This window comes from Microbulbifer sp. ABM4_008 (assembly GCF_056311705.1).
On sequence record NZ_CM149970.1, the window covers coordinates 1,397,195 to 1,419,884 of the forward strand.

A 22,690-nucleotide genomic window follows, 5' to 3' on the forward strand; every position below is an offset into this window, starting at 1 on the left:
GCTTACCACATAAGATCATCGGGGATCTGAAAGTCTGCATAGGGATCATCTTCATCTACCACTGCTGAACTTTCAGCAGGCCTGATTACGATATCGCTATTGCGCTCCGCAATTTTCTCGGCAATAACCCGTGGAACCAACTCAAATTGTTCTCCCTGGACAACAATCATCAGGCGCCCCGCAATCAAGTGATCCCTTAATTCTTCGCTGACATAGATGGTTTTGATTTTTTTGTCGAAAGTGAAGTTATAAGTAATTTCACCAGAATAAGGTTGGCGATTTTTTTCCACCAATTGCTTGATTTGCGCGGCAATAGCTTTCTGCTGTGCAGCCGCATCGCGCTCAGCATTGAGGGCGCGATCACGAGCGGCTTTCTCTGCTTGAGCCTTTTGTGCTGCTAGCTTTGTTTCATCAATCTGGGGTTGTGAAGACTTCTTCGCAACTTTCTGTTGCTTCCGTTTATCTTTGCTGATTTGTTTGGCTTTCTTTTTATCGACAAGTCCTGCTTGGAGTAGTTGGTCTTGCAATGAGGCCATAGTCTCTTCCCCGTGAAAGTCTAAAGTTTCGGCAGCCTTTACAGGTATGCCTGATCAAATTTTCACCAACCATATGGGTTGATAGTTTGTGAGGGTATTTTACCTGAAGATGGTCCAACTACCGCTAAAGATTTTTATGGTGTCCAAGGCTTACCGGAGGTAGCAGTTGCGATGATTTCATCGGGTTCCTTGCCGTCACTCAGCATTTGAGCGCCCCCTGGAATTACCAGGGCTGAGCCAGTAGCAATAGCCACCCGCTTGCCACTGGGAGTATCAATGTTGCAAGAGGATACTCTCAGCTGCCGGCCGCGGTGGAGTACCTGCGCCTCCAGAATCAAGTCGCCACTGTTGAGCTTGGCTGGGCGAGCAAAGCGGATATGCATGTCCAGAGTAGCGAATATAGATCCTGCAGGCAGTGTGGAGTAGACCGCGCCTCCCATGGTGAAATCTGCGGCCCATGCCAAAAGTCCACCATATATAGAAAGGGTCCCATTGGAGAACCAGGGAGAGGAGGGCATAGTCGAGATACAGCGACCATTTTCAACCTCTATTGCGCGGTAACCTGTGAGCATCCAGATAGGGTGAGTTCGCCCCTCACTAATCGTGGTTCTCTGCAGTTCGATAGGGACTTGCTCCGGTAAGTGTGCCATGTCGCAAAAGAACGTTTTTGGAGGAGGGCGAAGATAAGGGTCAGGTGTATCTGTTGGTCCTAGGTCGGGAATTGGAAGCTCCTGATCTGGGTTGACTGGAAAGTCGGCAATAAGGCAGCGAGTGCTACCGAAAGCGAGGGTTCTCCCCTCCTGATCGTTAATCTGAATACTTGAGAGCCCCACCTGGTTGCCTGAATGAACGGTCGTAGCTCTACCAACAATATTTTGTGTACTGCTAGTGATGGGTCGAATAAAGCACATATTTAATTCTGATGTGCTCAAGACTTTACCAGCTGGCAAGGTTGTCCATATTGCGGAGGCCAAGGGGGCGTCTGCAAACATCGCATAGATACCCCCCCAATAGATCCCGGTCCCATCAGCTAGCCACGGCGTAATAGGCATAGAATAGGTGGCCTTACCAAGGCCGGCCTCGGTGGGAGTCATACCCGTTAGTCGCCAAAAAGGGGGCCCGGGTAAGCTGCCGCGAATGTAACGTTTAAAGGTGTCGAGACCAGGTTGCTGCAACGCCCTGAGGTCACAGATGGCACCACGATGGACTTCGTCGGTGATATTGGTCATCCCCCAGCCTCCAGTTGCTTCTAGGACAAGGGTAATGTGAGGGTTTGTTGGATGCGAGAAAGGGAGAAAGCTGCGGAAGAGTCTTTTACCCTAACAGCGCAGCTATCGATCGGCGGATACTGGTTATGGAGCTAAGTTGGGTAGTTTGGCTACGATATGGGTATTCGGGATAGGCTGCCCCTCCATAAATAGATTTATCGCATCCTGGACTTCAGGAGAAGCCATTAATAAATTATGCCCTGCATTTTCGACTGTTACTTTAGTGGCGTTTTTGAACCCTGAAATGGCTTCATATTGACCTTCCAGGTAAGTTCTTCCGTCCAAGGTCCCGCTAAATAGTAATACCGGAATATTGCTGACTGGCTTTTCCCGAAATTTATCCCCAAGATCCAACTCTGGCGCTAAATTATCGTAGTGCAGAGAGAAATTTAGGTAGTCTTTCAGTAGAGATTTTTGTGCCTGTTCTACAACCTGTGCTTTACGCTTCATATCAATTCCAGAGGCTATATCCATCGCCGTAGGCATCGGGCGCAGGGATATGGGTATGCCTGGTTGCAGAAATTCATCGGGGAAGTAACGTCTGGGCACCTTGTCGAAACTTAATGTAGCTCCTTGGTCCAAATCGCGATAAAACCTTAGTAGATGGCTGACACTTTTAGGGTCCGCAATGAATGCCGAGGCTAGTTGTTGCATATCCCTACGCTGTAGGAGGGATTCGACTTCCCTGCCATCCCGTTGAGGGATTTTAATTTTCAATGGTTGTGACTCAAGTTTTTTATGGACTCGGCTTATAAGTGCTTTAATATCTGGATAGGCTTTTTTTGCTGCGGGTTGCTGATTGACTGCCTGTTGTAGACGGTTTAGATAGTAATCTGTTCGGGCGGGCAGCTTGATGGTTTGGTCCAAACCCTCTGCACTGGATAAAATTAGCTTATCAATAGAACCTTCGATCTCCTTTACCGCTGCCAAAGAGAGATGGCTTCCATAAGATGTTCCCCACAATACTATTTTCTCTGCACCCAAATGGCTCCGTATGGCATCAAGATCTCGGGCATTTTCGAGAGTATTATAGGCATTTAGGTTTACACCAGTAAGCTCCCAAAAATGTAAGCACTCTTTTAGGGCTTTGCGGTGGTAGTTGATATACTGGGTATCGGTGATTGGTTCAAGGGAAGGTACAATTTGCTTGGATTCACAATTGGGAAGGTCATTGGAACGGCCGCTACCACGTTGATCTAATGCGATAACATCACCAAATTGTCGCAACGCCATAAACATATCAAAGCGATAGTTAACGGCCGTAATTCCTGAGCCACCAGGGCCTCCTGCCAGGTAGATTATTGGTGGACCCACTTTCTTTCCTGTTGCAGGAAACCTTACATATTGGAGGGTGATATTACGGCTATCTTTCTTAGTGCGATCTTCTGGAACCTCAATAAAGCCTTGATAGCCCTCTGCAGTTTGTTTGCTCCATGTGGTAAAAGTGTGGGGTTCTTCATTTGTATTAGGTTCTGCGGTACCGGTAATAGAGCTTAGCAAAAATATAAAAAGCGTTGGGGTTTGAATAAGTATCCTTTTTGCCTTATTTTTCATTGTTTTTAATATTTTCTTATTGCCAAACCTAGATGAACGCTATTATTTTAGATTAAGAATTGGTTTTCAAGCGGTTAACGAGTTTATATTAAATTAATCGGGATTTCCTTTGAGTGCAAGGAGCCTGCGGTTAGTATGGATGCCTTATATATCGCTTATGTATTCCTCTAGTTCGGTATCAAGATCCTTAGTAATTTTTTGGGATCCGGTAGGTTTCAAATAGAGGGTAGGAGATGTTCATCTTCAGTTTATCCATTATATCTATGAAGTCATTACAAATTTTAGTAGTTGCAAGTATTGATATATCACTCAGTTTGTCATTTGTAATGTAATCATGAAAGTTAAGAACCATAGTCCTCACTCCACTCTGGAAGCAGTATTAACCTGGTGATTCGAGGAGAAGGAAAATTCTGGTCAACCATGAAAAAATTAGCATATACACCGTGACCTTTGGGGTATTCAGCGAGAGTAATACCGCTGGTTTTTGTAACCTAGGTTTTGGACACTTAACTTTTTCTTTACTTGGCTTTCGCTTGTTTTGTGCTCTTGAAGTTGATGTTATGGTCGTTAGAAGTAGGTATGTAGAGCCGAGCAGAAATTCTGCTTTTCATATTTTTCTTCATTTATGCTTACAGTGGTCATAACTAAAGGGGCTACTATTTAACACAGCTAGCACCTTATGCCCAAGGCTGCTGCTTTAGTTTAAATTTGTTCTATTCAACCAGTTCAAGCCCTGAATAGCGGTAGCTGGAAAGGGAGTACCATGGTTTTCTTTGGGAACAACGAGTGGCCGGGTATCTATCCCAATCTTTTTGGTATGGATTAATTTTCTATAAAGCTTTCTTGCTCCCTACACCATATTATTTCTGGCTGGACTTTTCTTGGGGGCTAGGGCGCCAGTCCCGATAAGTACTTTTCGGGAGTGGGAGCGGATATAGCTTTGACGTTAAGAATGCTTTCATTCTCGTACCAAATGGATGGGCTACTGAGGATATAGTTGTCAAATCCGGCTGACCTCGTAAGCAAAATATAAGTGCCAAGTAGACCAACTGAAGAGTAACCTATAAAGGTGTGTCCACCGTCAGTTAGGCAATAAGTACTGAATAGGTAGGTAAAATGACATTTTGGATGAAAGTAGCATACTCCGTTACTTTGCTTGTCAGGTGTTTCCATGTATTGCCGCTGGTGAGGGTGAAGTCACCGATATGGCTGACTTGATCGCCAGAGCTGTTTGGGCAAGACAATCCGACAAGAATGAATTCCTACAGCTTGCCAAAATCTATTGGTACTTGGGTGGCGCCGGAAATGGTCTGAGAGGTGAAGTCTCCATCTGTTACCAACACCAGAGAGTATCGTTGATTGGAAGTATCTCCGTAACTTCTCGGTAGCTTATGAGCACTGGGTGGACCCTCTTGCTGACTAGGTTATCTAATTCAAGGCTACTGCTAGGGGAGGTTTTGAATGGGGATGTGCCTATGCTCGCAGAGAGTGAAAGACTGAAACAAAGGCCCAAAGTACAAAGTAAAGGGCAGAAATAGCTCATTATTGGGGTTGTTCATTCAGAAAAACTACGTATTACGTATTGAATTTTGGTGGGTTTTATAAACGAAAGTGCTATTCTTTTCACTCTATCACCATCAGGTAGGTACTAACGAAAAGTCAGGAAAGTGCATTAGTGTATACTTATTGAAAATCAATCGATAAGTTTTTGTCCAAATGATAATAATTTTTTTTGTAATAAGATAATGAGTATGAATCTTTCTATGTTTCTATGGAAGCGTGAAGATTTAGTTTACTACGGTAAAGTTGGAAGAAGTGAGTAATTCAATTTTTATATTCCGTAAAGTGGTATTATTTTATTTGCCGTCGTTTCGGTGGTCGTATCAATAATTGTTCTTTTATTTTTCCTCCTTTTGAAGGTTAATAGTCTACGGTTTGGTTAGATTTTGGTTTGCTAATCTTATCTTTGTGTTTTTTTGTATTTGCAATTTAGGCGTTGCTTTTTTCCAGTCACTGGGTGTGGTCGTTTATCGTATGTTTTCTCTATTTGTTTTCTGTGATTGAGGGAGGTTGATTTAATAAAACTAAAGTTTTATTTCAGTTTGGCCGAGTGGCAATAGGTTTCAAAAGAAGAAGGTTGGTTTTGTGTGGCAAAAATAATTCGATCAAAAAATAAGTGACCGATTGTGTATTTTTAAAAGTCTTTATTGGGCGTCTGTAGATTGCACTATGCTATTACAAAATTTTCCAGCAGCTCAGAGAGGTCGATCGGTCGTTCGAAATGGTCTACTAAAAAAATGGAAAATTCTTATCAGGATGATGTGGCTCAGTGGGTAGGAGAGTATGGGTTGGATTTGAAACGTTACTTTTCTTCCCGGGTTAACCTATCTGATGTTGATGATTTGGTGCAGGAGGTTTTTATTCAGTTATATATTCGAATAAAAAAGTATGGAGGGAAAATCGAAAACCCAAGAATTTATATTTATGCTATGGCAAAGAATCTTCTGATTAGCCATGGTAGACGTCAGAAGTCGAGGTGTGGAGGTCTTCATGACTCGATTGATTACAGGGCCGATATTCCTTATATGATCAGTCCTGAGCGAACTGTGATAGGAATGCAAGCCTATACCCGTGTACTGGAAGCCATTTTAGGTTTGCCGCCAAGGGCTGGCGCAGCTTTCCGTTTTCATCGCTTTGAGGGTATGACTTATCAAGCGATTGCAGAGCAAATGGGAATTTCTAAGGAGTCTGTTAAAGAGTTGATACAGCGCGCACTGATCAAGGTTAGGCAAGTGGCGGGGGAAACTGCTTGATGTCGGCAGGTACGTTGAATATTAGTTTGATGGCTGATATGGGTTTGTGAGAGAACGCTGACTGACTCTAAGTTCTGCACTAGAATTTTTTCGAAGAATAGTTTGTTAAGTACTGCTCCAAAGGTGAGCCCTTATAGTTACACCTATTGCAAACTGCTAGATATTTGGTCGAAAACCCTGATTTTTCTTAACGTATCTAAATTTTATCTTTTTATCCCCCCCTTCTTTTAATTCATGCGTCTTAGTTTTTGTTGAGCCTGAAATAGGTTTATATCAGGTCAATAACCCAATAATACCGACAATAAAGAGAGACGTAGTGTGATGATGAAACCTGTCAAAAAGAAAACATTGATTGCACAAGCGATTTATCTATCTGGACATTCATGTCAAATTACCCCTTGGTACAGTACTATTCTTGCCACTCTGGCAATTGCAGTTGCTCCTACCATTTCCAGTGCCCAGGAGAATGGAGGAACTAAACGTGCCAGTCAGGCGATTGAGGAAGTTACGGTTACCGCGCAGAAAATTGAAGAGAGTATTCAGGATGTACCAATTGCAGTATCTGCTCTCAGTGGCGACAATATGGATGATCTTAAAATTGAGCGTGGAGAAGAGCTGCTTCGTGCAGTCCCCAATGCCAATTTTTCCAAGTCCAACTTCAGTACCTACAACTTCTCTATTCGCGGTATAGGCACGAAGGCAGTTTCTGCTGCTTCTGATCCGGCGGTTGCAGTGAGCTTTAATAATACGCCTTTAATTCGTAATCGATTATTCGAACAAGAATTTTTTGATGTCCAGCGAGTAGAGGTATTACGTGGCCCGCAAGGAACGCTTTATGGCCGCAATGCTACCGCTGGCGTAGTAAATATGTTGCCGATTATGCCTGAAGATGAGTTTGCCTCAGAGATAAAAGCAGAAGTAGGCAGCTATAGCTCCAAGCGCGCTAGTGGTATGTTTAATATGCCTCTCGGAGAAACCGTGGCAGTACGTTTTTCCGGAGCCATGACCAAACGGGATGGATTTGATTACAATACTTATACCGGTAATGATGTAAATGACCGTGATCTGTACTCTACTCGTGCAATTTTTGAGTGGGAGCCTAGTGAATCGTTTAGTGCCAATCTAATTTGGCAGCATTTTGAGGAAGATGATAAGCGTTCACGCACGGGGAAGCAGCTTTGTACTAAAGATCCAGGTCGGACGCAGATTGGTGATACTGAGCTAACGGGCTTTACACCGGTTTTCTTCAGTCAAGGTTGTTTGCCAAGTTCGATTTATAGTGAGGAGGCTTACAATGCGCCGAATGCTCAAGGCTTTGCCAGCATCCTGGCTACAGGTTTAATTGGTTCAACCTATGGTCCCGTAATTGATTGGTTTACTGATCCTTACGCAAATACAACTCAGTCCCGTGACCTCCGTAAAATTGAGACCAGTTATGACCCCGTTTTTCGTGCAGAAAATGACTTGGTACAACTTAATTTTGAATGGGGTTTAACAGACTCTCTTACATTTTACTCTCAGTCAACCTATGCTAAGGATGATTACTACTCCTCCCAAGATTATAACCGTTATGTTTCAGATCCCATCTTTAATGATGGTGGGGACTTAGAGCCTACCCCTGGGGGAATCTATACCGATCCGCAACTGGGTCCTTCAGAAGGATTGTTGGCGGTAGATATCAGTAGATCGGACAATAAGCAGTGGAGCCAGGAATTTCGACTACAGACATCTTTTGATGGCCCCTGGAATTTTTCGGTGGGCACTAATTACTTAGATTTCAAAACACAGGATGACTATTTTGTATTCAATAATATTTTCAGTATGTTAGCTGAATACCTATACAATTCCAGCTACGACGAAAACTTTCTCTTATATTCTCAAAACTGCACTGATCCGGCGGAAAATATTGGTTCGGATTGTATGTATATCGATCCTAATTCGATAGAAAACATTGATGAAGAAGGGCATAACTATTTTCTTAGCCGGAATTTGGTAGAGGTTCGTTCCTGGGCTTTATTTGGTGAGGCCTACTGGCAAATTAATGATGATGTAAAGCTTACTACCGGTCTTCGTTATACTGATGATCGAAAGCGTTCTACGCCGGTGCCCAGTCAACTGCTGTTAGGAACTTATTATGATCCTGTAACGGGTGAAGTCTCCTCCGGTCAGCTTTCTGGAGGGCTTGTTCATCAAGGCTATCCAGAGGGTGAGCAGGTTACCCAGAATTGGAAAGAGTATACCGGACGTGCAGTTTTGGACTGGAGAGCGGATACACCCTTTACAGATGAGACCATGCTCTATGTGTCCTTTGCTCATGGTTATAAAGGTGGTGGTACAAATCCACCTCGGGCAGAGGTTGATCCAGCAATAGTACAGTTTCAGCCCCTGGAGGATTCATTTGAACCTGAATTTGTCAATGCGATTGAGTTTGGCAGTAAGAATATTCTTTTCGATGGTAGCTTATCGCTAAATGCTAATGCATTTTATTATGACTATACGGACTATCAAGTCTCTCAAATTGTTGACAGAATTTCTCTCAATGAGAACTTTGATGCAGAGACCATGGGTCTTGAGTTCGAGCTTGCCTGGCAGCTTACAGAGGCAACTCGGATAGATATGAATTTAGGCTACCTGAAAACTCGAATCGCAGATGGAGAAGAATCTATCGATGTGATGAATCGCACTCAGGGTAATGAAGACTGGGTGCTAGTGCGTCCTAGTATCCAAGTGCCATCCAATTGTATTGCCCCTGTTGACTTGGTGGAAACGGTTATGGCTGCGCCTGATATCTTTGCTATTTGGTCACTTTGCTCAGGTTCTGCCCGGTATGGTTCATTTACCCCTGAAATCGAAGTCGATGACTGGCTACGTCATGATTTAAATTATGGGGTTGACCCATATAACCCGCTAACTGATGCTCCAAATGGTGGACGTGGCTTTGCTGCTGATCTAGGTGGCAATGAGTTACCGAATGCACCACGCTTTACAGTTAATTTTGGGGTTGAGCATACAATTCCTATTGAGAATTGGGATTTAACTCTGCGGGCAGATTATTATCGCCAATCGGAAAGTTATGCTCGGGTTTACAACACTGAGTATGATCGCTTGAAAGCTTGGAGTAATCTTAATGCTTCTGTCAGCTTAAGCAATCCTAACTCTGATCTGTATATGCAACTCTATGTGAAGAATATTTTTGATGATGCGCCTATCACTGACATGTTTACTAATAGTGATGACTCAGGGCTTACTACTAATGTCTTTACTCTAGAACCTCGTATCGTTGGTTTTAATATCAGTAAAGGGTTCTGATTTTAATAGAGTAAAAGGTTTTATGTATTTTTCTTTGTAGGGAGTAGTAAGCTGGTGCAGTAGTATATCTTCATCAGTTTACTACTATTTTTATACTTTCCTCCTGTCTTCGCATATATAAAGAATTGTCTAAATTATCTTATGGTTTTCGTTTTGTTTTTGTTGGGCTGGTGAAAGTAAGTTTTAAGAATCAAACAGTTGAGTTCAAAGAGCTGTTTTTGCTGAGGTAGCTCAAATACCACTATTTTACTAGTGGTATTTGGCGTGATTGAGCGCTTAGATTGGGTTTAGGGGATGGTGTAGGAAGATTGAGGGTTTGTTGATATTACACCGTTGATTACACATGCGCTTCCGGATCCAACACTAGGGATTTGGGCGTTGGAGAAAGTAATTCTTCCATTTGACTGGTTAAATGATCCCGTAAGATCTCCAGCACACTCTCCCGTTACCGCCTTAACTGACACATTCTTTATGGTTACAGTATTATTGGCATTTCCCACTAAGTCGTATGGTAGGCTATTAAAGACCACTCTACTACACATATTGAGAAACCCGCCTGAGAGTGCCATGCTGCCTACTTCGGCATCAGCTCCTGTTGAATTCACGCTGCCAGATAGTGAGCAGTTGAGCGAAATGCCTTTTTGAACTGTGAAGGTACCGACATTTGCTAGCCCGATAGCACCTGGAGGTGACCAAGTTTCTGCATTTGCTAGTCCGATCACTCCAATAGAAGCTAAGCAGATGGAGGCTGCGGTAAGGATCTTTTTCATAATAATAGTATCCCTTATATCTCTGTTGATTGTAAGTGTGGGCGCATTACTCGATATTTAGTCATTTTCATGCGGCACCTTTAAAAACATTCATCATCGCTGGGAGGTGATAGAATTTATTTGGCTTTAGTAGTAAGCCAAATCAAAACTCCAATACCTTCCATTAGTAAAGACGAACTGAGACTATTGTTGGGGGGGAGGTACAGGTTAAATAGACGTGAATTTATTTTTGAGGTTTGATTTTTATCTTGAGTGTAGTTGATTGGTTATTTTTTCTGTTTCTTATGGGTTGACGGGCTGTGCTTATAGGAAAATTCTTAAGATATTGCTGTTTCTATTAGAAAATATATGTTGAAAAAAATAGCTTTCAAAGTAGTCTGGGTAGTGATTTTCCATCAGGTGATGCTATTTGTAATAATGTGAATTCATGGAGTATCTTTTTTCTGGGTTTCGTTTTTATTTAACCTGTAATATTATTTAGGTTGGATATAGCTGGTATTGTTAGGTTGTCCTGTAAGAAATTTTTTATTGTGTCGTAAGTTTATTGTTGAGAGCTTTCGGGGTGGGTGTGTTTGAAAAATATTTTTAGAGCCTACTTGTTGGGTTGTGCCTGAGGTTTAAAGAGGTTTTCTGAAAAACATGCTAAGCAGTAACTATAACTACTTTCTATAGGGTTGTTGTTTGGTGAGTCTAAAATGGTTACTCCACTATTTTCTTCTTTAATTATTATGACCTGAAATCTCAGAATATAGGCTGTGTCCTACATGGCTATTTTAGCTGTTGGTCTTTTCTAGTATCTCTTAGAATGCAGATTTTCAGCATGAAAAATTTTTGGACTACTTTGTACAGCGAAAGTTATCTCAAATGCAGAAAGATAATGCTTTATTAGGCTGGTATGTTATTGTTTTCTAGGTAGGATAAGATCGCCTTGGTATGAATTTATGGCCCTTAATAATAGCTAGGAATTTAATTTATTACTAATTGAAAGCCTCCCAGAAAGCAGTAGAAATATTGATGCATCTTTTATAGTTTGCCACCTCTTTCATCATTGCTTGGCAAGTATCAGTCGTCGCACTGTAGGGTGTGTAGCAAGCGATAATCACGTTCTAAAGGCCCTTCTATATCTTGTCTAATACCAGAAGTAGCTTAGAGATTGCCATTGCCAGATCCGGGGAGATTTGCTTTTGGTGACAGGGGGCAAAAATTAGCCAAGCATAAGGTGCCCCATACTGAAGGGGCAATCTATACCAGTTTTTATACCTTGTAGGCCGTATTTGCTGCCCTCTGGGCAATTTTGTTTGGTTTTTGCTCTCCCTGCTCCAGATTCATATTGCTATACTCCGCGCCCTTGAAAGCCCCCTGTCTTTATATGGAGAACTTGATGTCTGATTCACAGTGCGATATTGGCTTTATCGGCGCCGGTGTGATGGGTAAGAACCTGATCCTGAACCTGGCCGACAATGGCTATAGGGTCTGTGCCTTTGATTTGGATCACAACCGGCTGAATGCGCTGCTGGAGCAGGACAAGAAAGAGCGTGGAGACCTGCCTGCGCGTGTTGAAGCCTGCAACTCTTACACAGAGCTGTTGGCGAAGGTTAAAGCCCCGCACTTGATTATTCTCTCGGTTCCGGCTGGAGACCCCGTTGATGATGTATGCAGCAAGTTGCTCGATGCGGGCTTAAAGGCTGACGATATCGTTGTTGATACTGGTAATAGCCTGTGGACCGACTCTGTGGAGCGGGCTAAACGGTATGAAGGCAAATTGATCTTCTTCACCACCGCAGTATCCGGTGGCGAAGTGGGAGCTCGTTTTGGGCCATCCCTGATGCCCAGCGGCGACCGTTATGCCTGGAGTCGTATTGAGCCAGTTTGGCATGCTATTGCCGCCAAAGTGGATAAAGCCAGCGGCCAGCCGATTGAACGCTTTGAGCCTGGCAATCCGGTTCGCGAAGGTGAGCCCTGTGCGGCTTATATCGGCCCGATAGGCTCAGGCCACTATGTGAAGATGGTGCATAACGGTATTGAGTATGCCGATATGCAGATGATCTGTGAGGCCTACCATGTGATGCGCACGGCGCTGGGTATGGCCCCAGAGGAAATTGCAGAAGTATTCCGCGAGTGGAACCGAGGCCCGCTGAACAGCTATCTGATCAATATCAGTGCAGAAGTGCTTTCTACCTTGGACTCCGTGACAGAACAGCCGCTGGTAGACGTTATCCTCGACCGTGCAGGCCAAAAAGGTACTGGTCTGTGGACAGCCATGAGCAGCCTGGAAGTGGGCTGTCCGGCCCCGAGTATTGCCGAAGCGGTTTACGCCCGTTCATTATCTACCCGGAAGGTATTGCGTACCCGCGCAGCGAAGAAACTGCAAGGGCCTGAGTTGACACCAGTGGCTCCAGAGCAACGGGAAGAAGTGATTGCACAGCTGCACGACGCTCTCTACTGCGCAAAGATCTGTGTTTACGCTCAGGGCTTCGATTTGATGAAGCTGGCTGCGCGGGAGCAGGGATGGCAGTTGAACTTCTCTGAAATTGCCAGAATTTGGCGTGCAGGTTGCATCATTCGAGCAGTGTTCCTGCAATCTATCAGCGATGCTTACGATCGAGATTCCAAGCTTTCCAACTTGCTACTGGATGATTTCTTCACCCAGCAGATTGCCGATCACCAGGCCAACTGGCGCCAAGCGGTGGCGAGCGCCACTCTGAATGGTATTCCGGTGCCGGCCCTGTCATCGGCGCTCAATTACTACGATGCCTTCCGCACCGAGTCGCTGCCGGCGAACCTGCTACAAGGACAGCGTGATTTCTTTGGAGCCCATACCTTTGCGCGTGTGGACCAGCCTGAGCAGCGCAAGTATCACGTCCAGTGGACCGAACCTGGCCGCCCAATGGTTGAGATCTGATTGGTGGGGTAGGGGGCAGGTGATACGTGCCTTTCAGGTACGCATCATAATGTGAGTTCCCTAAAGAACGACCTCTTCTACCTCTTTGGCCAGGGCCTCCGCTTCTTGGCGGCTGGCTTTGGCGACCAGTTCCTCAACGCTAGCCGACTCGGTGTTGACGCCACCGAAGGCGGAGAGCAAGTCTTTGGTCAGGGCTGAGATCTCCAGACTCATCACCGCAAAATCTGCATCAAATCTCTGGGCTGCACTTTCTGCATCGGCACTATCGGCCTTCTCCAGAAGCTCGTCACTGAACTTGATACGCTTTAGGGACAGCTGATCATCTACCAGGAATTCAACGCCCCCACGCCAGGTCAGCCCCAGCTTGTGCACTTGTAGTCCCGCCACCAAGTGATTGTGAATTTCCTCTGCACAGAGGTCCTGGTTTTTACAGCGGATAACACTGCCGCTGTCTTTGGGATCGCGCAACTCGCATTCGTGGCCAAAATCAAACTGATGCGGTGCTTCAGGGGCACTGAGCCAGTGGGTCATCGTTTGCTGTGGCAGGTTCTTAGCGGAGAGTGGTACCACGGCAAGGCTACTGATAGCCTCGCGGAGGTTCTCCAGCAGTTCCTCGGCGGCGGAGGCAGAAGAGGCGTCAACCACTACCCAACCATCCTGAGGTGCAATATAGGCATATTGCAGACGGGAGCGAGCGAATGCCTTGGGGCGCATTTCAAGGAGAATCTCGTCTTTAAGGTTTTGCCGCTCCTTGCGACCTACCTGCCTGGCTTCTTTTTCAGAAATAGCTTGTGCCAGCTCTTCAACTTTCTCATTGACTACCGCAGCAGGAATCACTTTTTCTTGCTTCTTAGCACAGACCATTAGGTAGCCATTCGTTGCGTGCACCAACTGGCTGCCGTGGCGCCCTAGTGGAGGCACCCACCCATAGCGAGTGCTGTCCTGACTGCCACAGGGAACAAATGCATGGGGCTCCAGCAATTCGTTCAATTTTTCAGCATCCAGGGAAAATTCTTTCGTCAAACGATAAATACGGAGGTTTTTAAACCACATACATCAGGCCATCTGTTTTCAGTTGCGAGTGCGGCCTGCATTATGCGGAAACCGGCGCGGGGCAGCTAGAGCCTGTTAACACAAAATTGATGGGTTCTTTAAGCTGTTATCAAGCTTCAGAATATTACTGGTCCAAGGCGGTGAAAATTTGTTCAGCCGAACTTGTCAGGCCTGGCTGAACAAAGGTTTATTTGAGAATACTGTCTATTGCTTTGCCACTATCCTGCAAGAACTCTTCTGACTTATGGCCGAGCAGTTCTAGTGCGGTTGCGGCTATCTGATCCTGAAAAACGGCTTCTCCCCTGGATACTTCTCCCAAGGCCTTAATGTCTGGGCCCAGTGCGGCAATCCAGATCTCATTGGAGCCAGGTATACCCGCTTTGTGGGGGTGGTCTTCTTTACCGAAGTATTGGGTCAGGGCTGGGCCACTGGCGTGGTGGGGCCAGGATTCAGCGGTGTTGCCACGCCCGTGGTCAACGGTAATGAGTAGGTTGGTATTGTCTCGGTATTGATCAAGAGATTGAATTGTCTGCCAGAGTTTGGCGAGTATCATGTCGCTCCGATGTGCGGAGTGGAGATACTGGTGATATTCCTCATCGTGGGCAAAATCGTCGGTTTCACCCAGGGCAATGTACATTACCTTGGGCTTTTTGCTAATTAAGTACTCTTTTGCAAATCCATAGGTAAATGCATCGGGCCGCACGTTTTCCCAGAAAACCGGCAGTTGCCCCTGCAAGTCATTGAGAAACTCTGCTCTTTGGCTCAATTTTGGCCAATCGGCAGCTTCCAGGCCGGCGTTAATGTAAATATCACTGCGATCACGATTAAGTATCGAGGAGAATACTCCCCAGCTACCGAATGCAGCGATTTGGCCTTTGTACTCAGATTTGCTGTTTAGCCACTCGAGAAAGGTAGTATTGGCATTGGGAGTTGGATCGTTACTATTGATTTTGGGGTCGGCGGAGCCGGTTAAAATCTCATTGTACCCGGGATATGAAAACCACCAACTATTGGTAACTTGTGCTTTAGACCCCTTGTCGCGATTGCCAATTAAAACCCCTTCTTTAGCCACTGTTTGCCAGATAAAAGGTAATAATTTTTGACGTTTTTCGGTGAGTGAATCGCCGTGAAAGTGATTGATAAGGTCTTGTTTATTTTCAGTGAACTCTGTGTGGTTGAGAAGTTCAGGGTCATAACCGGAGAACACTTCCTGCCAGCGCAAACCGTCGATAGTAACTAATACGAGGTTGTCTGCGGCAAGGGATTGAGTAGAAAGAAACAGGGCCAGGATTGCTGTAGTCAATCTGTTCATTGAAAGAGCTCTTTGCATACCTTTGGATTATTTATATTTGTCGCAAATAATCAAAATTATTTTTCGACTATATTTATTATTTATTGCACTTTGTTTTTGAATCTACTGCTTGACTAAACATACGCACAATCGGCTAGCATTTCCAGCCGATTGTGTGGCTGCCAAAAAATCTTAGAAATCAATAGTTGCAGAGAGTGAGGCTGTCCGTGGAGCACCAATCCAGGCACCGCCAGAAACGACAGTTCCTAAGTAATCCTCATCCAGTAAATTGTTTATCACTAAATTCAGATTGGCTCCCCGTAGTGCCGGGCTAAATTCTCCCAGATTCATGCCCAGGTAGGCATCGACAACTATATAGGAGTCAGCTGTCCAGCTATTGTCTAAGTCGACAAAGCGATCTCCGGTAAACTTACTGGAGATACCGCCGTAAAATATTTCAGAATTCCAATCCAGGCCAATTACATAGAGTTGATCAGCTATTCCGACCACATCATTCCCTGGCGTTATTCCTTGAGTTTCATCTACAGCTGAGTTTCCTGAGCCAATATAGGTAGTGTCCAGCAGTGTATAGGATGTATAGAGATTTAGAGTTTCTGATAGATCGTAGTCCAGGAAAAGTTCCAGACCATCAGATTCGATTCCGCCGGCATTAAAATAGGTCCCATTGGTACCAATCAGATAGTTATTACCTGCAGAAGTATTGTTATCCAGGAAAATGATCCGGTTTTCAAAATCATTTTGAAAATAGGTGGCAGTTGCCGAGAAATTATCGGCAGTATAGCGAAGCCCGAGTTCAGTGGTCTCTGAGGTTTCCGGTTCGATATTGTCGAGATCTGAATCGGGCCGCTCTAATACGCTGTCTCCAATCGCCTTAAAGTTTTCAGCGTAACCAGCGAACAGCTCTGCACCTTCCAGGGGTGTTTCCCAAATCAAGCCGGCGGAGAGCAGGATGTCTGAGTCAGAATCAACACTTGCATCGGAAGACTCCTGAAACAGATCTTCCCTTTCAACATCGACAAAGAACTGCTTAGCGCCCAGTGTCAAAGTGACAGTATCGATGGTCAGGGAGTCCTGTAAATACCACTTTGTGCTGGTTGAGGGGTAACTGCGGTCGTATTGCACCCAGTAAGGTGTTGAATTGAAACTGGCACCCTGAGTTGCATCAGTTATTTTGTGCCAATCGCGGTGTTCGTCACGGGTGGAGTCTTCATACCAGAGGCCGCCGCGTACCTCATTGTCCAACCCGGCGATAGTGGTAGCGTATGTAAAGTCTAGAGTCAGTCCGGCACGCTCTTTTTCATAATGAGTGTGCCGATAAGACATCGCGGGTATGGCACCCTCTGCATAGCAATCAGGATTGTAGGCAGGCCCTGAGTCGCCATAGATATTGGTGACTGAGGCTGTACATGTTTCATCGTAACTAAGGGCATTGCCATTGGCATCAACAAAATAAATGATACCGGATTGGCTCCCGCCATAAGCAGTTGAGCCACCGAGGAATTCGGACTCGCCCTGTTCGCTGTCATCTGTAATATCAACCAGGTAAGGGGGCACCCAGTCCCCACGGCCTTCGTTGCTGTGGTAGTAGAGTCCGGCCTGTAGATTGAATGAGTCTGTCAGGTCAAAATCGAACTGGGTGTAGGCCAGCAGGTTCTCGCGCAAGGTAGACCAGCCACGGCGATAGAGTTGATCGATATAGGGAATACCGGACCAGTTGCCGGTAAGGAAATCGTTTTCAGGGTACTCTTCAAATTGGGCGTCCGAATAGACTCGTTGATAATTATCTTCGTGGATATCGTCGTAAGATATGTAGGCCTTGATGGTACCAGCTTCCAAGCTGGTCACTAGTTTTGCCGCGATGTGCTCTCGTTCATTCTCAGCAGTTTCAGTAATCCAGTCGGTCGCTTCCTGGTTAGAGTATGAGATCCAGGCTTTGCTGTTCCCGGCAAAAATACCAGTGTCATAGCGAAAATATACTCTCTGTGCATCAAATTCGCCTGTGGACAGTTCTATTCGACTGCGCTGTGTGTCCAAAGGATCATCAGTGCGATAATCAATAGTGCCTCCCAGGGCTTCGTGGGAACGTGAAGCGATATCTGAAGTACCCTGTGATACTTCTACTGAACCGATATTACCCGGATCAACAAAGCGGTTTGCTTTTGAGCCTCCACCGTAATTCGAACCGCCATTGGGAATACCATCGATGGTGGTGCCAATTTGCTGTTCATCTAAGCTGTTAGTAAATCCGCGAATACTGATATTGGTTGACCAGTCGTCAAAGCCGTAAGTATCTCCTTCATTGACTGAGACACCGGGGAGGTTATCGATCAATGCATTAACGCTGGTGATAGAGGACTGTTGCTTGCGCATTGCCTCAGATACTTCGCTGCTGTTAAAAGTGCTACCGGAGCCCAGAACCATTACTTCTTCAATTTGTGCGTTGCTGAGGTCTTCAGCGGTCACGGGACTGGCACTCATTATTGTGGCCACCGAAATGGCGGCTGCCAGGTAGGTCTTTTTAGTATTCATCGGGATACCCCAGTTTGTAGTGATTCAGCAAGTGTTAACCAGCCTGGTAAGCGGCTTGAGTTATTTGCGCGCGTACATTGACGCGTCTTGATGAATAATTCTTTACAGGGGGGTTAAACTCTTTTTACCCGTTGGTGAATGCTCAATAAATCCTGAGAGCCAGAAACATGAGCTGTTTCAGACTGACTGAATAGTGTCCTTGGTAGTGGGGGTGATCTGGTGAGTAATCTTGATTGAGTGTAGGGGGGAGGGCTGAGTTACCCCAGCCCAATTTAAATAGAAATCAGATAGCAGCTTTCAAGGAAATGCCGGTGCAAGCTTCAATTGTTCCCCAGAGAACTCCCAAAACTGCATTCCAGACTTTCTCAATGGTGACTAACAGGAGTCCACGTAAAGTGTTGGCGAAGTTCTTGGCCATATCCTCCAGGGAGTCGAGAAAGTAATCTTGCAGATCGCCAGATATTTCATCAGATGCAATTGCTTTAGCAATCATTTTTGTTTGCTGAGCCATTGCGGATAACTGGCGCTCGGAAAATCCCCTGAGTTCAGAAATATCACTGTTAATTACCGCAGAAGCTGCCCCTTTGATATCTGCAACGAGCTGGTTAACGTCAATAGACATAGTAATTTCCTCAGCGATTCAGAAAAGACTCATAAGTGAGTGCTTGGTCCATGGAAACAACAATTTCATTTTTGAATAGAGAAACAGCGGTTGCGTTTAGGCCCTTATCTTCATCTACCGTGCGCATCATGTTCAAACTCTCTGAAATTTTCTCCAATGACGCAACACTGGGGGGTTCCCGCTCAAAGCTAATATTCCTGCCAGAGGATTCCAAATAGTTGTTAATCTTTTTGAGTAGTTTACTTTCAGGCGCAGGGCGGGTTTTCGATTGCATTGCCAGCGCATCTACTTTGCCGATCAATGCATGGTATCTCTCATCTCTTTTTGAGTAAGAATCTTTGTTGGTTCCACTGGAAACTGAAGAGAAAAATTCCATTATCTCTACATTGACAGTGGTTAAATCGGAGTATAGCGCGGCATCATAGCGCGGCGCCATTTGTGAGCATCCGCTAACTAGAATGGTAAGAAAGGCTAAAACTGCAAAGATTGCTATTGGCTGCCTTATCATGATCGCTCCCTCTTTAATTTTCATTTTAATAGTCCTGCTCGGCCCTCTCCAGTCGCCGGAAGGGGGCTGAGGTATAGATACATTTATTTCTGATTTGGTCGTCTGGGTACCCCTTTATACCGGTTCCAAAATCTCGTGCGAGGTTGGCGAAATACTGGGATCATTTTGCTTTTCAAAGTAAGTCAGCAGTAAGCGAACAGCCTCCTGATTATCGAAATATCGGGAGTGAACTCGAGCTGCCAATTTGTCCGGAAAAGTACCGTAAGACCCGATAATTCGCTCATAACAGTGGTGGCGTGCTGGGACCGCAGAACCACTGGCAAACCAGTCTGAGTGAGACTTGATATCAATCCACTCGATTAGATCTTTTCTTTGTGACAGTTGCTCTACTTCATTCTGCAGCCAAGGAGCCTGCTTACCCAGAACTTCGATTAGGGACCCCATTGTTAGGATACGGATTGGTTTACCGATTGGCGGAAGATCGGCAAAAAGGTCTACAGTAACAACACTGCCAAAACTATGTCCGACAATAGTTACGGAATCGTAGTCGTAAAGTTTAATACTGTTTTCGAGCTGTTCTCTGACCCGTCGGATAATCTCAAAGCGGACTGCAGGCTTGCCCTTGGCCGCCGGCTCATTGGTGAGATAGCGCTTACAAAAGTCAGAAATATCTACTAGTAAGGCAACCGGCATAACGGCAACAACGGCAGTAGCAATCAGCCAGATCCGCCAGCCCCCTATATACTCAACACCTTGCTTGAGCTGTTGTACTGCGGGATAAAACGGGCTGTCACTGGTGGGCTCAACAGCTTCGACAAACAAAATGATGGTACCAATGTACCAAATAATAAAGGCTAATGCTGAAAGGGTTAGACCAAATGTCAGGTACTTTCGTTTAAGCACCCCTTTCCAAATATGGAGGTTGGCCAGCCAGAACCAGATTAGGGAGAAGCCTCGGGCTAAGCGGACTTTCAGGCTCTGCTGGGTAATGCTAGGAACCAAGTCGTTCCAGTAAGCTTCAACCAGATCAAGCTCCTGCTTATCGTTGACCCTCAGGCGGTTGATGCCGGCAGGGACGGTAGGATCAGAAATCTGAGTGAGAGGCATACGCTCACTGGCTGCGATCATTCCCTCGGTGAACTCTGACAGTTGGGCGGTGCTGGTGACTCGTGTCAGTCCGGGCACCAGCATAATTAAGCTTCTTCTCATTGTTATTCCAATTGGCTCTATTCTGGAGATATAACCTTCTGCCAAGGTTTGCTCCTGCCTTTGTTTTTTCTGTGTGAAAATCGTTTCAGTAAGTGAGTATTTCCATATATAAGTACGCTAGCCAGTAGCTAGCTACGGTGTATCTCAGTGGTGAAATTTTGTGCGATGGCCAGCTCTATACTAACCGAAGGACATTGGATATAGGTGCATGTCAACTGAATGTTACTCGATTTATATGTGATACAAAACGAGATGTAAATATAGAAAAGAAAAAGATTTATTGATTGGGAGAGGAAAAGCCGCTTCGTACTTCTTTTCTTAAATTACTTGTCGGAAGTTATTTCATCGCGGTTAAGGGGGTAGACTAGCGAAGGTGAAGATCTGTCGCTGCTTACACCGCACTCTATGGGGGAATCAGAAGCGACAGGTTAAAATTTACTCTACGGTTTCTTTTTGTAGTTCAACTAAAATAAATTCGTTGCCGTAGAGATCTTCAAAGTGGGCAAACTCTGCACCCCCTTCAGAAGTGGGTGGCTTGCTGAAGTGAACGCCATTTTTTGCAAGTTTTTTATATTCTCTGTCAAAATTATCTGTATAAATAACGGCACAAGGCTGCCCTGCAGTTTGTGCTCCCACTTTCTTTTGCTGGCTTTCAGAAGTTGCCTGAAGTAACCATATACCCATATCTTTTTGTGCCGGAAGTCGAATATGAACAAATCGATGTGGTGCTGCTTGAGAGTCAATAAATACTTCAAACCCCAATTTGTCACGATAAAAGGCAATAGCTTCTTCATAGTTGTTGACTAGGATTACCAGTCTGCCAATTGAGTTCATTAGGGGCTCCGTGATTGGCCTTATTGCTACTTCGATAAGAGGGGGCATTTCTTTCTGGTTAATAGGTGTACAGTTTTTCAAATAGTTTTTATTTGAGTGGCCTATACCAAAATGAATGCTTTTAGCGTGAAGCTGATAAGCTGTAAAAGTTTACTGAAGTTACAAGATATTTGAACTGTAAATGTTGAAAGCGGTGTCAGTTTCTGGACCTTTACGCCAAGGTTGCCAAGTATTGGAATGAAAGACAGTCTCACCATTGTTGGCCATCTATGATGGAAACCGGACTTTCTATTGTTTATAGCCGATTATAGTGACTGTAAACGATCAGTATATTAATTAATGATTTCGAGGGATGGTTGGCAAAGTGAAAAGGATTTCATGTTTTTCTAAAGCTATAAACTCCGTTATGGTTTTTGTTGTTGTAGTGCTGTGCCTACTCGAGCCCAGGTCTTCGATTGCTTGTACCCGAATACTCTATGAAACTGGTGATAAGACCTATATTACTGCCCGTAGCATGGACTGGAGTGATACCGATGCAGCTATGGCATTTTGGGTTTTTCCTCAGGGGATGGAGCGCAATGGTGGCTTGGGCCCAAAATCTATTACTTGGACATCGAAGTTTGGCTCAATTGTTATCAGTATTTACGATGCGGCTACAACTGATGGGCTCAATGAAAAGGGCCTCGTAGGCAACCTTTTATACTTGGCTGAGGCAGATTATGGGAGTGCTGCCGATAGGGATAAGCCGACTATCTCTGTTGGGGCCTGGTTGCAATACATCCTGGATAACTACGCAACGGTTGATGCTGCGGTAAAGGGGTTAAAGAGTGACCCATTCACTGTGGTTGGCGCAGACCTTCCCAATGGGAGACCGGCAAGTACACATATTGCAATTTCAGACCCCAGTGGTGATTCCGCTATTTTTGAATATCTTGATGGTGTGCTAAAGATCCATCACGGTAAGCAGTTTACGGTAATGACTAATTCTCCTCCTTATGATCAGCAACTGGCAATCAATTCCTATTGGAATTCAATTGGAGGCCAAAACTTTCTACCGGGTACAATTAGTGCGGCGGACAGGTTTGTACGGGCGAGTTATGCTTTAAAAACATCACCAGAATATAAAAAGTATCGCGATGCATTAGCATCCGCATTCTCCCAAATTCGTGCTGTCAGCGTGCCGCTGGGAATGGATGATCCAGATAAACCCAATATAGCCTCAACATTGTGGCGGTCGGTTATTGATCAAAAAAGTAGCCGCTACTATTTCGACTCTGTTATTAATCCATCAGTAATTTGGTTGGATATGGATAGTGTTTCTATTGAGCCGGGATCTAAAGTAATGACAATGAAATTAGATACTCCAATGGATACTGGTGGGGAAGTGGCATCTAAGTTGAGTCCTTCAGAACCCTTTAAGTTCCTCGCTCCAGGTAGCTGAATAAATACGATAACGAGAAGAGTCTAAGTC

Annotated in this window: 16 protein-coding genes; 5 read left to right on the top strand and 11 right to left on the bottom strand. The window is 44.9% G+C overall.

What is annotated here, in order from left to right; translation table 11 throughout:
• Positions 1-2: 2 nt before the first annotated feature.
• From ACYX4J_RS06130 to ACYX4J_RS06140, 3 genes are all read right to left on the bottom strand, one after another.
• Positions 3-536: a DUF2058 domain-containing protein gene (locus ACYX4J_RS06130; protein ID WP_413662717.1), complete on the bottom strand. Its 534-nt coding sequence runs from the start codon at positions 534-536 to the stop codon at positions 3-5.
• A 134-nt stretch (positions 537-670) separates the two neighbouring features.
• Positions 671-1,765 carry a PaaI family thioesterase gene (locus tag ACYX4J_RS06135; protein ID WP_413662716.1) on the bottom strand — a complete coding sequence of 365 codons (1,095 nt, stop codon included), beginning with the start codon at positions 1,763-1,765 and terminating at the stop codon, positions 671-673.
• A 123-nt stretch (positions 1,766-1,888) separates the two neighbouring features.
• Positions 1,889-3,358, bottom strand: coding sequence for an alpha/beta fold hydrolase (locus tag ACYX4J_RS06140; protein ID WP_476178092.1), 1,470 nt, complete (start codon positions 3,356-3,358; stop codon positions 1,889-1,891).
• Positions 3,359-4,482: 1,124 nt separating this feature from the next.
• Here ACYX4J_RS06140 and ACYX4J_RS06145 point away from each other — a divergent pair.
• The 3 genes from ACYX4J_RS06145 (at position 4,483) to ACYX4J_RS06155 (ending at position 9,480) form a co-directional block, all read left to right on the top strand.
• Entirely contained in the window at positions 4,483-4,746 is a 264-nt protein-coding gene (locus tag ACYX4J_RS06145) for a hypothetical protein (protein WP_476178093.1), read from the top strand.
• 909 nt (positions 4,747-5,655) lie between these two features.
• Complete coding sequence (locus tag ACYX4J_RS06150) at positions 5,656-6,171, top strand: RNA polymerase sigma factor (RefSeq protein ID WP_476178094.1); 516 nt, start codon at positions 5,656-5,658, stop codon at positions 6,169-6,171.
• Positions 6,172-6,492: 321 nt separating this feature from the next.
• Positions 6,493-9,480 (top strand): TonB-dependent receptor, encoded by a 2,988-nt coding sequence (locus tag ACYX4J_RS06155; protein WP_476178095.1) that lies wholly within the window; start codon positions 6,493-6,495, stop codon positions 9,478-9,480.
• Between the two features lie 287 nt (positions 9,481-9,767).
• Here ACYX4J_RS06155 and ACYX4J_RS06160 read toward each other — a convergent pair whose 3' ends face one another.
• Entirely contained in the window at positions 9,768-10,250 is a 483-nt protein-coding gene (locus tag ACYX4J_RS06160; protein ID WP_476178096.1) for a hypothetical protein, read from the bottom strand.
• A 1,381-nt stretch (positions 10,251-11,631) separates the two neighbouring features.
• On the opposite strand from ACYX4J_RS06160, the gene gndA reads away from it, so the two are divergent.
• A complete protein-coding gene (gene gndA / locus ACYX4J_RS06165) occupies positions 11,632-13,152 on the top strand; it encodes an NADP-dependent phosphogluconate dehydrogenase (protein ID WP_444907719.1) in 1,521 nt (506 codons plus the stop codon).
• A gap of 60 nt (positions 13,153-13,212) precedes the next feature.
• Here the strand turns inward: gndA and rdgC are convergent, their stop codons facing one another.
• From rdgC to ACYX4J_RS06200, 7 genes are all read right to left on the bottom strand, one after another.
• The gene (rdgC, locus tag ACYX4J_RS06170) at positions 13,213-14,205 is read right to left on the bottom strand and encodes a recombination-associated protein RdgC (RefSeq protein WP_476178097.1); all 993 of its coding nucleotides are present in this window, start codon (positions 14,203-14,205) and stop codon (positions 13,213-13,215) included.
• Positions 14,206-14,392: 187 nt separating this feature from the next.
• Positions 14,393-15,517: an alkaline phosphatase family protein gene (locus tag ACYX4J_RS06175; RefSeq protein WP_476178098.1), complete on the bottom strand. Its 1,125-nt coding sequence runs from the start codon at positions 15,515-15,517 to the stop codon at positions 14,393-14,395.
• Between the two features lie 171 nt (positions 15,518-15,688).
• Positions 15,689-18,046: a TonB-dependent receptor domain-containing protein gene (locus ACYX4J_RS06180; protein ID WP_476178099.1), complete on the bottom strand. Its 2,358-nt coding sequence runs from the start codon at positions 18,044-18,046 to the stop codon at positions 15,689-15,691.
• Positions 18,047-18,329: 283 nt separating this feature from the next.
• Positions 18,330-18,668, bottom strand: coding sequence for a hypothetical protein (locus ACYX4J_RS06185; protein WP_413662708.1), 339 nt, complete (start codon positions 18,666-18,668; stop codon positions 18,330-18,332).
• A gap of 10 nt (positions 18,669-18,678) precedes the next feature.
• The gene (locus ACYX4J_RS06190; RefSeq protein WP_444917752.1) at positions 18,679-19,200 is read right to left on the bottom strand and encodes a hypothetical protein; all 522 of its coding nucleotides are present in this window, start codon (positions 19,198-19,200) and stop codon (positions 18,679-18,681) included.
• 90 nt (positions 19,201-19,290) lie between these two features.
• On the bottom strand, positions 19,291-20,385 hold the full coding sequence (locus ACYX4J_RS06195) for an alpha/beta hydrolase family protein (RefSeq protein WP_476178100.1): 1,095 nt from the start codon (positions 20,383-20,385) through the stop codon (positions 19,291-19,293).
• A 435-nt stretch (positions 20,386-20,820) separates the two neighbouring features.
• Positions 20,821-21,219 (bottom strand): VOC family protein, encoded by a 399-nt coding sequence (locus ACYX4J_RS06200; RefSeq protein WP_444897970.1) that lies wholly within the window; start codon positions 21,217-21,219, stop codon positions 20,821-20,823.
• 406 nt (positions 21,220-21,625) lie between these two features.
• Here ACYX4J_RS06200 and ACYX4J_RS06205 point away from each other — a divergent pair, with 406 nt between their 5' ends.
• A complete protein-coding gene (locus ACYX4J_RS06205; RefSeq protein ID WP_444907726.1) occupies positions 21,626-22,660 on the top strand; it encodes a linear amide C-N hydrolase in 1,035 nt (344 codons plus the stop codon).
• The last annotated feature ends 30 nt before the right edge of the window (positions 22,661-22,690 follow it).

Bases quoted from the DNA above. Each gene is read 5' to 3' on its own strand.
- ACYX4J_RS06130 (WP_413662717.1), bottom strand. From the start codon at position 536: ATGGCCTCATTGCAAGACCAACTACTCCAAGCAGGACTTGTCGATAAA.
- ACYX4J_RS06135 (WP_413662716.1), bottom strand. From the start codon at position 1,765: ATGACCAATATCACCGACGAAGTCCATCGTGGTGCCATCTGTGACCTC.
- ACYX4J_RS06140 (WP_476178092.1), bottom strand. From the start codon at position 3,358: ATGAAAAATAAGGCAAAAAGGATACTTATTCAAACCCCAACGCTTTTT.
- ACYX4J_RS06150 (WP_476178094.1), top strand. From the start codon at position 5,656: ATGGAAAATTCTTATCAGGATGATGTGGCTCAGTGGGTAGGAGAGTAT.
- ACYX4J_RS06155 (WP_476178095.1), top strand. From the start codon at position 6,493: ATGATGAAACCTGTCAAAAAGAAAACATTGATTGCACAAGCGATTTAT.
- ACYX4J_RS06160 (WP_476178096.1), bottom strand. From the start codon at position 10,250: ATGAAAAAGATCCTTACCGCAGCCTCCATCTGCTTAGCTTCTATTGGA.
- gndA (WP_444907719.1), top strand. From the start codon at position 11,632: ATGTCTGATTCACAGTGCGATATTGGCTTTATCGGCGCCGGTGTGATG.
- rdgC (WP_476178097.1), bottom strand. From the start codon at position 14,205: ATGTGGTTTAAAAACCTCCGTATTTATCGTTTGACGAAAGAATTTTCC.
- ACYX4J_RS06175 (WP_476178098.1), bottom strand. From the start codon at position 15,517: ATGAACAGATTGACTACAGCAATCCTGGCCCTGTTTCTTTCTACTCAA.
- ACYX4J_RS06180 (WP_476178099.1), bottom strand. From the start codon at position 18,046: ATGAATACTAAAAAGACCTACCTGGCAGCCGCCATTTCGGTGGCCACA.
- ACYX4J_RS06185 (WP_413662708.1), bottom strand. From the start codon at position 18,668: ATGTCTATTGACGTTAACCAGCTCGTTGCAGATATCAAAGGGGCAGCT.
- ACYX4J_RS06190 (WP_444917752.1), bottom strand. From the start codon at position 19,200: ATGAAAATTAAAGAGGGAGCGATCATGATAAGGCAGCCAATAGCAATC.
- ACYX4J_RS06195 (WP_476178100.1), bottom strand. From the start codon at position 20,385: ATGAGAAGAAGCTTAATTATGCTGGTGCCCGGACTGACACGAGTCACC.
- ACYX4J_RS06200 (WP_444897970.1), bottom strand. From the start codon at position 21,219: ATGAACTCAATTGGCAGACTGGTAATCCTAGTCAACAACTATGAAGAA.
- ACYX4J_RS06205 (WP_444907726.1), top strand. From the start codon at position 21,626: ATGGTTTTTGTTGTTGTAGTGCTGTGCCTACTCGAGCCCAGGTCTTCG.